Below are 12,867 nucleotides of genomic sequence, written 5' to 3' on the forward strand. Positions count from 1 at the left end.
GGCGGTGGGCTACTTCGCAGTAGCCCACCGCCGCTCAAGAACATCGCTCGCCTGAGTCTACGATCTCGTACCTTTCTCAGGGCTAATCGCTTGTACTAAGCCCAACCCGCCGGCACCAGCCCGACGATCGAAATGATCGAATAGATGAAAGCCAAGAAATACACCACGATGATGGTTGCCTGAATAGCCGGGTGCGCAAGACCGCCCACGGTCCAGCCGGGATCGCGGTCGCCCTTCTTGCGGGAGGCGTGCAGCAGCATCACCGGGATGACGGACATGATGGCACCCGCAAAGCCGCCCGCATAGGACAGCGCCGCAACGAAGCCACCGAGGCCTGCAATCGAGATCACCAGTGGCGGTACCACCGTCAGCGCCACCGCGATGATGCGCTGCCCCTTCACGCCTTCCCAGTGGAAGATGTCGAGGACGTTGCGCATGGTGGTAAAACCAATCGCCAAGAATGACGTCAGCATGGCCGCCAAGGCAAAGATGTTGGCCAGATAGTAGGCAACCGGGCCAAGTGCCTCACCCCAGGCGATGGTCACCACTTCGGTGACCTCCATGCCGAGAAGGCCGAGGGCTGCAAAAGGCACCAGCGCCAGGGTAAAGCCCGTGATGACCATGCCAACGACGATCGCACGCGCGGTCTCCTGCGGCTTGGCCGGGTCCATGCCCTGGACCAGCTCCGGAACCACATACTGCGCCAGGAAGGAGAACACCGCCAGGTTCAGAATCGGGACGATGAAGAAGGGGTGAAGAACCAATAGGTTTTCCACCTTGATACCTGGACCCAGGATGGTCCATCCACAGAGGACAGCGATGATGATGGCCATACCGGCGGTAACGGCGCCCTCAGTGGCACCCGTGGTGTGCAGACCGCGGTACATCACCCATGAGCCAAACCCAAAGAAGATTAACGTGCCCAGAAGCGGCGGCAGGCCGAAAATGTTGTTGATCAAGTCACCGGAGCCGGCAGCATAGGCAATGAGCGCACCGATACCGTTGACGATGATGGCGACGAAGACCAGCCACCGCCCCCACTGCCCCAGGTAGTGTTCGGCCAGTCCCGAGACTTGCAGTGTGGCCTTGGTGCGCATGGCGGACTCCGCCACGTACAACATGGAAATGGTCGTGAGCGTGCCAGCCACGAGCAGGGCGATGACGAGCGCGAGGAATCCACCGTTGCGAGCGGCATAAGGAATGGAGAGAACTCCAGCGCCGATGTTGGTGCCGAAGATGAGGGCGATGCCCTGCACGAAGGACAGCGCGGGCTTGAATTCCTTCGTGGATTCATCCTTCTGCGGCACAGAAATGTTGTTGGACAAAGACTTCTCCGATGACTACTAAATGGCTATTAAAACGTGAACTCACCCGGCCATCGCCGGGTGAGAACTGCATTCGCCTTACTTGAATTCGTTGAACTGCTTGACGACGACCTGCAGCGCCTCACGCCACAGGTCCTCCGGGATAGCCAGGGAAGGCAGGAAGCGGATGACATTGTGGTCCAGGCCGCAGGTCAGCAGGAGGATGCCCTCGGCCTTGGCACCGTCAGCAATCTTGTGCACGAGCTCGGAGTCCGGCTCGCCCTCAGCGGTCACGAACTCGAGTGCGAGCATGGCGCCGCGGCCGCGGAACTCTGCGACGCGCTCATCACCCAGGATGGGCTCCAGCTCCTCGCGGGCGACCTTCTCCAGGTTCTGGGCGCGCGCACCGAAGTCCTTCTCCTCAAACTCCTTAAAGGTTGCCAGCGCAGCGGCGCACGCCACCGGGTTACCGGTGTAGGTACCGCCCAGGCCACCAGGCTGCGGGGTATCCATGATTTCCGCGCGGCCGGTCACTGCGGATAGCGGCATGCCGGAGGCAATGCCCTTCGCAATGGTCACCATGTCCGGCACGATGCCCTCGTGGTCGGAAGCGAACCAGGTACCGGTGCGCATCATGCCCGCCTGGATCTCGTCGATGATGAAGACGACGTCATTGTCGTTGCACCACTTCTGGATTGCTGCGAGGTAGCCCTCGGCCGGAACGACGAATCCGCCCTCACCCTGAATCGGCTCGGCAACGACGCAGGCCAGGTTGGTCGCGCCGACTTCCTGCTCGATCATGGTGATGGTCTTCTTGGCTGCCTCGGCACCACTCAGACCATCGCGCAGCGGGTAGGACATCGGTGCGCGGTAGATCTCCGGGGCGAAGGGACCGAAGCCGTTCTTGTAGGGCGATTGCTTGGCGGTCATCGCCATGGTCAGGTTGGTGCGGCCGTGGAAGGCGCGGTCCATGACCACCACACCACGCTTGCCGGTGTAGTTGCGGGCAATCTTTACTGCGTTCTCGACAGCCTCAGCGCCGGAGTTGAACAGCGCGGTCTTCTTCGGATGGTCACCCGGGGTGACCTCGTTGAGCTTTTCGGCCACGGCCACGTAGGACTCGTAAGGAGAAACGGTGAAGGAGGTGTGGGTGAAGTGCGCGACGGCCTCCTGGACCGCGGCCACGACGGCCGGGTTAGAAGCGCCAGCGGAGGTCACGGCGATGCCGGAGGCAAGGTCGATGAAGCGGTTGCCGTCGGCGTCGGCAAGAATGCCGCCATCCGCATCCACTACGTAGCCCGGAAGCGAGGGCGCCATGCCCGCGGGGAGGGCGTTCTTGCGACGCTCATCCAGGGCGGCGCTCTTCGGGCCCGGGACCTGCTGGCCCAGGTGGCGGGACTGCTCAATGTGGTACTGAAGTTCCTGCATGGTCTTCCTTTTGTGCTCGGATGAATAGTGTGCCCCTTAGTGTGGTCTCCACCACCCACTGCACACTATGGACGCAGTGTATAAATTTTCTCCGCTTAACTGTGTACTCTGTCCACCATGCGTGAGATTTCCTTCCGCTGGCTGCTCAACCAGCGCTCATTGAACCTGCGAAGCATCGTCACCGGTAGCGCCACATTCAACACCATCCACGCTTCCGAGCTCGCGGACCCCAGCGAGTTCACCTCCCCCGGCGCGCTCATGCTCACGTTGGGGCTTGCCTTCCAGGAGGAACCGGAGGGCTTCGAACGCTATGGTGCGGCCCTCGCCGCGGCCGGCGTGCAGGGCATCGGCTTCGGCACTGGGCTGGCCTTCGGCGAGGTTCCTACAGAACTTATCCGCGCCTGCTCCCAGCACAATCTCACCCTCTTTGAGGTCCCGCGCGCCACGCGTTTTGTATCCATCACCACGGCCGTGGCTAAAGAACAGGCCCGCTTGGACAACAACGCGCACTTTTCACTCCACCGCCAGCAGGAGCGCCTCAACCAGGCCGCGGCCACGAGCATCGGGGCGCTCGTCATGCAAGCCAGCAAAGAACTCGGTGCCGCGGTAGCGGTGGCCAGTTCCTCCGGAGCGGTGGTCAGCCGCAGCGATCGCGGTCAGCTCAGTGCGGCCGACGCCGCGGTGGAGGCCGCGGAGCAGACGGGGCGCGGAACGGGGACGTCGACAAGCACAGGCGCAACCATCACCAGCATCTTCGGCTCGGCGGGACGGCGCTGGGCCATCGCGGTAACGCGTGCAGAGAAGTTCGATTCCTACTCCCGCGCGCTCATCCGGCACCTCGCGGGCCTGGCCAGCCTGCTCTTAGATCATCCCGACACCACTGCGCACACGATCCTCGGGGCGTTGGCGCTTGACGCCCAACTGGCCGGGGTTGACTCCCCTGCCTTACAGGCGGCCTTCCATACGGTCGATAGCCACGACCTCGTGGATGTTCTGTTTCTCACGGCACCATCACCCTCCCGCCTCGCGCGGGCATTAAGCGAGATTGGAAAAGCCGAGCCCCTCAGCCTCATCCGCCCGGAGCACGATTCGGCGCTTATCGCGCTTCCCCCGGGCACCACGCACCCGAACTTGAGCGGTAAACACACCCGCTACCTCCGAACGTCCATCCTGCAGCGCATCCAATGGCAAGCGTTGACCCCGGCGCTCTTGTCCTCTCTCCAGAGCCACGCGCGCAGCCTGCCCCTCGGTACTGTGGCGACCTTCGATTCGGCTGCCCCTACCTGGCTGGCAGAACCCGGCGTACCCGAGGCCCTCGCTGCCCGGCGCGCGGCTACGGTCAGCCTTCTTGCCGAGCACGATGCGCAGCACAACACAGAGCTGTGCGCCACGCTGCGTTCCTTCCTCGTGGGCAACGCCAACTTGGCCACCGCCGCCGCGGAGCTCGGCGTTCACCGCCACACGGTGCGCGCCCGCTTGGACAAGATCGAGCAACTCTGCGGCGTGGACCTGAGCAATCCCGTCACCCGCGCGGAACTGCTCTTGCTCAGCCTTGATTCTTAAGAATTCAGTCCGGAACGCTCACGCCCAGGATGAGAAGCTCGGCTGCCACGAGAGGATCCTTAAGATCAACCTCCAATAATTCCTCCAAGTCCGCGATGCGCTTGCGCACGGTGTGGCGGTGCGAATGCAGCTCCTCAGCGGTGCGGCTTACATGCCCGCCGGCGCGCAAGTAAACCTCCAGTGTTTCCGCCAAGTCGGTGCCGTGCTCGGCGTCAAAGGAACGCACCTTGCCCCAGGTCTCCTTCGCGCGGTTGTGCACCGCTCCTTTAACCCGGGGATCCCTAGTCCAGCTCAAGGTGCGCGATTCCGGCCCCGCGAGCATCCCCGGCTGCAGCCCGAAAGCGAAAGACTCCAGCTCGTGGACAATCCCCACCCCCAGCTCGGCCCACGGCATGGGTTGGCCCACGACGATGCGCTTGCTCCCGCGAATATCGCGCAGCAAATCCTGCAGGTTTTTCATCGTTCGGCTTCCCCTAAAGAGCAGGAGGCTGGAGGACTTATCCAGCGCGTACTCGAAGAGCAAACGCCCGTGGTCTTGGAGGCGGGCATCCAGGGCCTGGATGAAGCGCTGATGGGCGCGCTCGCCTTCAGATTTCACTAGGACTGGCCGTACCCTCCCCTGCGCATCGCCCACGAGGTGGAAGATGCGCCGCATGGGATCTTCGGGTTCGTCCAACCCCAGCTGAATGGCCAAAGCCATGGAGTTGAGCTCATTCTGTGTGCGCCGCAGCTCTTGTGGGCGCTTCACGCTAAGCTCCGCTAGGCCCGCGGCCTGCTTGAGTAGCGCGCGCTCGTTCACGCCGAAACCATCACGCGCCACTGCCAAGAGCCCGAAGGAGCGCGCACCGTGGTCGGCCAAGCGCTGGGCCAAGACATTCCACCCGCCCACGCGGCGCGCGGCGTAGAAGTTCTGGGCGCGCGTATCGGCGATCACCGGCGCCCAATCCACCGGGGGCAGTCCCGGGTAGCTCGACTGCGCAAAGACGCGCCCGTCTTTATCGACGAGACAGGAATGCGCGCCTAGGAGGCGACTGGTCTTGTCCACGAGGGCATCGAGGCCGGCCACGGCGGCGTCGTTGAGCGCACCCTGCTGGGCGATGAAACGCTCCAACCCTTCCTCGCGCTGGCGCTGCAGCTCGTCGTGCAAACGCGCGAGCACCGAGACGAAAGGTACGCGCCGCGCCACCGTGAAGAGCGAAATATTGCATTCCTGAGCGGCCTCCAGCATGCCGGGCGGAACCTCGGCAAAGGCCAGTCCAACGCCGAAACCCACCCCCGTCACCCCACCCTCGGCCACCTTGCGGATGTACTCTTCCAGTTCCTCAGGCCGTCCTTCAAATGCCATGCCGGTGAGCAAAATGACGGCCCCGGATCCCACAAATTCGCGCGGATCGCGCAGTTCACACGGGTGCATCACGGAAAAGGACCGCTTGCAATCGTGCAGAATCTTTATCCCCAGATCGGGTTGATTGGCCAACCAGGTGAGGGACACGCTTCCCTCTTCCAGCCCGGCTGCTACCCCCTTATCCACTGTGGACAATTTCTCACCATTCTTTCACCAGATCGTCTGTGGCCCTCCTGAAGTTTAGCCGCCAGAATGACCTACGTCATAAAAAATCCCGAGCATTAAGGAGCAGACAGCATGCAGGATCTCAAGCACCGCCTCCCCCAGGAGCGGAATGTTTCCACCGCAATCCCTGGCCCCCGCAGCCAGGAGCTGAATGCCGCCCGTGAAGCAGACGTCGCCGCTGGCGTCATCCCGGGCTACCCCTCCTACATCACTGACGGCGACGGTGGCGTGCTTGTCGACGTCGACGGCAACACCATCGTCGACTTCGCATCCGGCATCGCCGTGACTTCCGTCGGCGCCTCCAACCAGCGCGTTGCCAAAGCCGTCGCCGAGGCTGCTAGCCACCTCACCCACACCTGCTTCCTCAACGCTCCTTACGAGGGCTTTGTCCAGGTAGCCAAGAAACTCAACGAGCTGACCCCGGGCACCCACGAAAAGAAGTCCTGCCTCTTCTCCACCGGTGCTGAGGCAGTGGAGAACGCCATCAAGATCGCTCGCCGCTACACAGGCAAGAACCGCGTCGTGGTTTTCGACGGTGCCTTCCACGGCCGCACCAACCTGACCATGACCATGACCGCCAAGAACAAGCCGTACAAGTCCGGCTTTGGCACCCTGGCCGCTGACATCTACCGCGCGCCGATGTCCTACCCGCTGCGCGACGGCCTCGACGGCAAGCAAGCAGCAGCGCGCACCCTGCGCTACATCGAGCAGTACGTCGGCACCGAAGAACTGGCCGCCGTCATCATCGAGCCGGTTCAGGGCGAGGGCGGCTTCGTCGAGCCGGCCAAGGGCTTCCTCCCGGCACTGCAGGAATGGTGCACCGACAACGGCGTTGTCTTCATCGCCGATGAGATCCAGGCCGGCATCTGCCGCACCGGCTCCTGGTTCGCCTGTGAAGACGAGGGCATCATCCCGGACCTCATCACCACCGCCAAGGGAGTGGGCGGCGGCATGCCACTGTCCGCTGTGACCGGCCGCGCCGAAATCATGGATGCACCGGACCCGGGCTCCCTGGGTGGCACCTATGCCGGTAACCCGGTGGCCTGCGCTGCTTCCCTGGCAGCCTTCGAGGAAATGGAGGAGCTGGACCTCAACTCCCGCGCTCGCGAAATCGAGGCCATCATCCGCGAAGAGCTGGAGCCGCTACTTGAGCTCACCACCGTTGCTGAGGTCCGCGGCCGCGGCGCCATGATCGCCATCGAGCTGGTCGATGACAACAACCAGCCAAACGCCGACCTCACCGCCAAGGTAGCCAAGACCTGCCGCGAGCAGGGCGTGCTCATCCTCACCTGTGGCCTCGACGGCAACGTCATCCGCCTCCTTCCGCCCCTGGTCATCAACGAGTCCACCCTGCGTGACGGCCTCCAGGTTCTGGCTGAAGCCATTCGCGCGAACTAATCCGAAACACCAACACCTCAAGGAGACACACCACCATGAAGATCTACGACTGCATCATCCTCGGCACCGGCTACGGCGGACTGGGCATGGGCGCCCAGCTTGTTCGCGACGAGCAGCAGGACTTCCTCATTCTCGAAGCAGCCGACGAGGTCGGCGGCGTCTGGCGCGACAACACCTACCCGGGTGCTGCCTGCGATACCCAGGCTCTGATCTACTGCTACTCCTACTTCCTCAACCTCGGCGTCTCCCGCATGTTCGCCGGTCAGGACGAGATGCAGGGCTACCTCAAGGCCCTCGCAGAAGAGTTCAAGCTCTACGATCACATCAAGTTCAACCACCGCATCACCCGCGCCGAGTGGAAGGAAGACCTCAAGGCGTGGGAGATCGAGGCCAACGGTGAGACCTACTACGGCCGCGTCTTCGTCGGCGCCTGGGGCCAGCTCTCCAAGCCGAAGATCCCGAACTTCCCGAACCGCGAGGCATTCCAGGGCGTGCAGTTCCACTCCGCCGAGTGGAACCACGACGTCGACCTGAACGGCAAGAAGGTTGCCGTCATCGGTAACGCGGCCTCCGCTGTCCAGCTGGTTCCGGAGGTTGCCAAGGAAGCGGAGAAGCTCTCCGTGTTCCAGCGCTCCGCAAACTACATCCTGCCGCGCAACCAGGTCATCTTCACCGAGGAGGAGACCAAGGAATTCCAGGAGAACCCGGATTCCTACCGCGCCATCCGCCAGGAAATCCACGAGGTCCGCGAGGAGGGCTTCGACCGCACCCGCAAGGGCACCGACTCCGCCGCCGAGGGTGTCGAGCAGGCCATGGAGCACCTGCGCTCCCAGGTCAACGACCCGGAGCTGGTGGAAAAGCTCACCCCGACCTTCGCTTTCGGCTGCAAGCGCATCCTGCGCTCCGATGACTTCTACCCCACCTTCAACCGTGACAACGTGGAGCTTGTCACCGCTGGCATCGAGAAGTTCACCGAAACCGGCATCCGCACCGAGGACGGCGTCGAGCACGACTTCGACGTTGTCATCTACGCCACCGGCTTCCACTCCCAGGAGTTCCAGGGCGACCTGCCGATTGCCGGCCGCGACGGCATCGACCTGCGCGAGCGCTGGGGCAACTCCCCGGAGGCTTACCTGGGCATGACCGTGGATGGCTTCCCGAACTTCTTCATGCTCTACGGCCCGAACACCAACCTCAACCACCACTCCGTGGTGGCCATGCTCGAGGCGCAGGACCGCTACATCTCCCAGGCTGTTGCTTACCTGCGCGAGAACCCGGAGGCAGCCCTCGACGTGAAGAAGAACGTCATCGACGAGTTCAACACCCGCATCCAGAAGGAACTCGAGGCATCTGCGTTCTCCGCCGATTGCTCCTCTTGGTACAAGAACGAGGAAGGCCGCGTCATCAACAACTGGTCCGGCAACGTTGCTGAGTACTACGAGCTCACCGACAAGCTGGAGATCAACGACTACGAGCTGGTCTAGAAGGTAGTGATCACGATGCACACTCTGCACGACGAATACTCCGGGCGCCCCGTCGCTGAGGATGCGTGGAAGGCGCTGAAGCCTTTCCGCGATGGTGGAGCGAAGTCCTTCCACAACTTCCCCATCCCGCAGGTGCGTGAGAACTACGTAGCCTCGGCCCACGCCAACCCGCTCCACGAGGAGAAGGAACCTGCGACCACAGATTTCCAGGTCGACCAGTTCCAGGTTCGCCTTTATGACCCCCGCCCGGAGGCAGAACGCGGCCAGGAGACCCCCGCGGTGCTCTACATGCACGGCGGCGGCTGGCTCATGGGCAACCTGGAGACCCACCACTCCTCGGTACGCCGTATCGCGGTGCTGACCGGCCTCCCGGTCGTCGCGGTGGATTATCGCCTCGCCCCGGAGCACACCTACCCGGCGGCAATCGACGATTGCCGCGCCGCCTACCGCTGGCTGTCCAACCCCGAGGCAGAACACGGACTGACCGTGACCTCCATCGCGGTCGCCGGTGATTCAGCCGGCGGCCAGCTGGCTGCCACGTTGGCGAATGAGTTTGTGGGTGAAGATGACGTCGCCAAGCTCAGCGCCCAGATCCTGCTCTACCCGATCACGGATTGCTCCCGCGAGCGCACCGAGAACGGTGCCTCCTACAAACGCCTGGAGGAAGGCTTCCCTCTCGCCTCCGACACCATGCGGTGGTTCATCGATACCTTCGTCACGGAGGAATCCCAGCGCACCGCCACGGATCTCTCCCCACTGTTGCTGGAAGAGCTGCCGGAAGGCCTGCCCCCGTCGCTCGTCATCACGGTGGATAACGATCCGCTGGCGGATGAGGGCATCGAGTATGCCGGGAAGCTAGCAAAAGCGGGCGTCGACGTCACGCACAAGCACCTCCTGGGCTACCACCACGGGCTCTTTACCTCCGCCGCGATCATTGACCGCGGCGAGGAGGAGCTTGCTGGAATCGCCGAGTTCATCAAGGCGGTGACGAGCTAACAGCTTTCGCTCCATCACACACGGGGCAGGCACCTTTCCTAGGCGGCCTGCCCCGTCTGCATAAGTAGAAGCATTTATCCATCCACAGTTAGGTTCACCATGCTTAAACGCTCATTCGGCATCGCGATGGCCTTCATCGGCGTGCTCGCGGGAGCCTCCTTCGCGTCCGGCCGTGAGGCCCTCCAATACTTCGTTGCCTTCGGCAACATGGGCATCGTCGGTGCCATCGTCACCGCACTGGCCATGACCATTTCCGGAATCACCATTCTCCAATTGGGTTCTTATCACCGCGCAAAAGAACACACTTCTGTGTTCAACGCGGTGTCCACGCCAATTGTGTCGAAGATCCTTGACTTCGCCACGCTGACCTGTCTTTTCTGCATCGGCTTCGCCATGTTCGCCGGCGCCGGCACCAACCTCAACCAGCAGTGGGGCTGGCCGGTGTGGATCGGTGCGATCCTCATGCTCATTCTCACGCTGCTGACTGGGTTGCTCGATGTGGACAAGGTGACCATCGCCATTGGCGCCATCACCCCGTTCATCATCATCCTGTTGACCATCGGCACCGTGTATACCGTGTTGACGTCCAGCCCCGATTGGTCACACCTCAACGAGCAGGCGCAGACCATTCCCACCACGCTGCCCAACTGGTGGGTCTCCGCCATCAATAACTTGGGCCTCAACGTCATCGTGGTGGTCTCAATGATGATCGTCATCGGCGGCAACTTCCTCGATGCCAAGGAAGTGGGCTATGGCGGCATCCTCGGCGGCCTGTGCTTCCTGTTCCTGCTTGCGGTCCTGGTGGGCGGCCTTTACGTTTCGGTGGGCCCGATTACCGACGCCGAAATGCCAACCTTGGCCATGATTGAGCAGATTCATCCAGCGCTCGGAGTCGCCATGTCCATTGCTATCTACGGGATGATTTATAACACCGCCATCGGCATGTTCTATGCCTTTGCCAAGCGCCTGACCCGTGGCAAGCCACAACACTTCTACAAGGTTTATGTCATCTCGGTGCTCATCGGATTCGTGCTCTCCTTCGTCGGCTTCTCTAACCTCATCGGCTGGGTATATCCGATTCTGGGCTACATGGGTATCGCCATCATGTTCATCATCGGCTTTGCTTGGATGAAGAACCGCAAGGACCTGCAGTCTGAGGCCGATCTGCGCCGCCGTGCGCGCGAACTACTCAAGAAGCGTTTTGAGAATGACAACCACCTCTCTGAGGAGGAAATGCGCGAGCTTTCCGCTATCGCCCGCAATTCCTCCATTCCCGAATCTGACTTCATCAGAGAAATCATGACTGAGGTCGATTCCGAGGACGTGCCCGAAGAGCTGCAGATTGGTGATGGCAAGCTCCACGCGCTCATCACTGGCAAGCCCATTCCGCGCACTAAGAAGAAGGTGTAGTTCTCACTATTCCCCCATCACCACCTACCCTCATTCTCTCCGCCCCCGCGTCTCAAGCGCCTAGCGCTGCATGCGGGGGCGAAGTGCTTTCCACAGCACCCACAAAACTAAGTCGGCATCCGAGAAACGAATGCGCTCCTCCAGTGCCTCCAGCCGGTGCCGCACCGTATTGGCATGTACGCCCACGACCTTTGCCGCGCGGGCAACTGAAAGTCCTTCAGCCTCATAGGCCTGAAAGATCTCTTCCCCATCCTTGATCGAGCCGATCGCTCGGTCGAGCTCCCCCACGGCATCTTCTAAACCGCGCTGACCCAGGTACGCCGCCGCCTTCTCGATGGCGCTGCACTGAGAAAACTCCATGCTCTGCACGTGCAGGGAGTGTTGCCGGTCCACCACGACGACAGCGACCAGGGCCTGCAGCCACGCCTGCGGGCCCTCCTCGACTGTATCGAAGGCATCGGAAAGCCCAACCGAGCCGAAGAGCACATCCGCAATTTTTGCCTCGGCTCCCGACTGGGTCGTCAGCACGCAGGTGCGGCCAGCCACATAGCCCAGCACCAGTGGCACGCCCGCGTCCTGCGCCACCGCAAAAGCCTTATCCCGCACATCGCTGCGGTAGGAATCCTTGACGGAGTCCGAGACTATGAGCCGCATTGTCGCGTGTTCCGAAAACCCTCTCCTACGCAAGGTGGTGGCCACCTCCTCCCTGTTCGAGCTGTCGTCACACAACGCCATCAACAAGGCGCTTGATTCCGCGACGTGGTTGCGTTGGATGTTTCGCTGCGCCAGCAAAGAAGCGGTGAGCAGCTCCTCCAATGCTGCAAAGGCGGGGTCATCGAAGTCCGCATCCCGGCTGGTCTGCCGCCCGCGAATCAACCAATAGCCGTGATCAAAGGACGGGCTTTCGCCGGCAATGTCGAGCCACCGGGCAAAGACCTTCCACCGCCCCACGTGCAAAGTAGTCGTGCTGTGGTTGCTAACAACCGACAGGGAGCGCGCAATGCTTCGCGCAGGCAGCTCGCCGGCCGCGGCGATGACCCGGCCATCGACGGCCAAGAGAAGTAAGGAATCCCCGCTAAACCTGGCGAAGCGGGAGAGGATTTCGGATTCGGGGGCAGGGTTGACCAGCCCGGGACTTAATTGACCAATGGTGCTGAGCTTGCGCCATGAGGTGAGGTTGGGCTGGCGGCGCAGCAGCTCATCCACCGCGCGCCGAATGTCTTGACGTGTGAGCCCTTCAGTTCCGTATAGGAGGGACACGGTGCCGTCCACGGAGTCCAGGATTTCCTGCTCAGTGAATTCAGATTCGAGGAATACCACGCCGGCGGCATCGGCTAAGCGGCGCTGAATGGCTCGGGGTGTTCCCTCTGCCTGGGGCAGAACCAACCAGCCTGTCACATCGCCGTCGCCCTCAGCGCACAGCCCCACAAAGCTTTCACTTTCGAGGGCCTTGTTGATGCGGCGCAACCGCGGTTCCATCACGACGAGATCCGCGATGTGCAACTCCGGGTTTTCTTGTGACGCCACTTAATCCTCCGAAAAATAGTGTCCTATCTTACTTTTAATCAGGTAATTCTAGTGGCCGACAGCCTGGCTTTTTGGAGTTTCCTCCATTCGTTTTCCCCTCAATTCACTTTTCCTCCATTGCCTGCCTCTCCGGAGCATATGAAGATTCCTTCCAACCGAATTCACGAGCCTTTGAAAGAGAGGTCCA

9 protein-coding genes are annotated in these 12,867 nt (G+C 62.0%); 5 read left to right on the plus strand and 4 right to left on the minus strand.

Annotated elements, in window-relative coordinates; genetic code table 11:
- Nucleotides 1-95 precede the first annotated feature (95 nt).
- Entirely contained in the window at nucleotides 96-1,325 is a 1,230-nt protein-coding gene (locus HMPREF2792_RS03620; RefSeq protein WP_070530909.1) for an aromatic amino acid transport family protein, read from the minus strand.
- A 78-nt stretch (nucleotides 1,326-1,403) separates the two neighbouring features.
- Complete coding sequence (gene gabT / locus HMPREF2792_RS03625) at nucleotides 1,404-2,732, minus strand: 4-aminobutyrate--2-oxoglutarate transaminase (protein WP_070530911.1); 1,329 nt, start codon at nucleotides 2,730-2,732, stop codon at nucleotides 1,404-1,406.
- A gap of 117 nt (nucleotides 2,733-2,849) precedes the next feature.
- Here gabT (HMPREF2792_RS03625) and HMPREF2792_RS03630 point away from each other — a divergent pair, with 117 nt between their 5' ends.
- Complete coding sequence (locus tag HMPREF2792_RS03630) at nucleotides 2,850-4,295, plus strand: PucR family transcriptional regulator (RefSeq protein WP_070530913.1); 1,446 nt, start codon at nucleotides 2,850-2,852, stop codon at nucleotides 4,293-4,295.
- Nucleotides 4,296-4,299: 4 nt separating this feature from the next.
- Here the strand turns inward: HMPREF2792_RS03630 and HMPREF2792_RS03635 are convergent, their stop codons facing one another.
- A complete protein-coding gene (locus tag HMPREF2792_RS03635) occupies nucleotides 4,300-5,826 on the minus strand; it encodes a helix-turn-helix domain-containing protein (protein ID WP_232748451.1) in 1,527 nt (508 codons plus the stop codon).
- Nucleotides 5,827-5,937: 111 nt separating this feature from the next.
- Between HMPREF2792_RS03635 and gabT (HMPREF2792_RS03640) the strand changes: the two genes are divergently transcribed.
- The 4 genes from gabT (HMPREF2792_RS03640) (at nucleotide 5,938) to HMPREF2792_RS03655 (ending at nucleotide 11,153) form a co-directional block, all read left to right on the plus strand.
- Nucleotides 5,938-7,263, plus strand: coding sequence for a 4-aminobutyrate--2-oxoglutarate transaminase (gene gabT, locus HMPREF2792_RS03640; protein WP_070530915.1), 1,326 nt, complete (start codon nucleotides 5,938-5,940; stop codon nucleotides 7,261-7,263).
- A 35-nt stretch (nucleotides 7,264-7,298) separates the two neighbouring features.
- Nucleotides 7,299-8,747, plus strand: coding sequence for a flavin-containing monooxygenase (locus HMPREF2792_RS03645; RefSeq protein ID WP_070530918.1), 1,449 nt, complete (start codon nucleotides 7,299-7,301; stop codon nucleotides 8,745-8,747).
- Nucleotides 8,748-8,762: 15 nt separating this feature from the next.
- Nucleotides 8,763-9,743: an alpha/beta hydrolase gene (locus tag HMPREF2792_RS03650; protein ID WP_070530920.1), complete on the plus strand. Its 981-nt coding sequence runs from the start codon at nucleotides 8,763-8,765 to the stop codon at nucleotides 9,741-9,743.
- A gap of 99 nt (nucleotides 9,744-9,842) precedes the next feature.
- Nucleotides 9,843-11,153, plus strand: coding sequence for a YkvI family membrane protein (locus HMPREF2792_RS03655; RefSeq protein WP_070530923.1), 1,311 nt, complete (start codon nucleotides 9,843-9,845; stop codon nucleotides 11,151-11,153).
- A gap of 60 nt (nucleotides 11,154-11,213) precedes the next feature.
- On the opposite strand, the gene HMPREF2792_RS03660 is transcribed toward HMPREF2792_RS03655, so the two are convergent.
- Nucleotides 11,214-12,680, minus strand: a complete 1,467-nt coding sequence (locus HMPREF2792_RS03660) for a helix-turn-helix domain-containing protein (RefSeq protein WP_070530925.1) — start codon at nucleotides 12,678-12,680, stop codon at nucleotides 11,214-11,216.
- Nucleotides 12,681-12,867 lie beyond the last annotated feature (187 nt).

The organism is Corynebacterium sp. HMSC068H04 (genome assembly GCF_001811255.1).
GTDB lineage: Bacteria > Actinomycetota > Actinomycetes > Mycobacteriales > Mycobacteriaceae > Corynebacterium > Corynebacterium hesseae.

Coding starts and splice junctions, on each gene's coding strand:
- gabT (WP_070530911.1), bottom strand. CDS start 2,732: ATGCAGGAACTTCAGTACCACATTGAGCAGTCCCGCCACCTGGGCCAG.
- gabT (WP_070530915.1), top strand. CDS start 5,938: ATGCAGGATCTCAAGCACCGCCTCCCCCAGGAGCGGAATGTTTCCACC.
- HMPREF2792_RS03650 (WP_070530920.1), top strand. CDS start 8,763: ATGCACACTCTGCACGACGAATACTCCGGGCGCCCCGTCGCTGAGGAT.
- HMPREF2792_RS03645 (WP_070530918.1), top strand. CDS start 7,299: ATGAAGATCTACGACTGCATCATCCTCGGCACCGGCTACGGCGGACTG.
- HMPREF2792_RS03655 (WP_070530923.1), top strand. CDS start 9,843: ATGCTTAAACGCTCATTCGGCATCGCGATGGCCTTCATCGGCGTGCTC.
- HMPREF2792_RS03630 (WP_070530913.1), top strand. CDS start 2,850: ATGCGTGAGATTTCCTTCCGCTGGCTGCTCAACCAGCGCTCATTGAAC.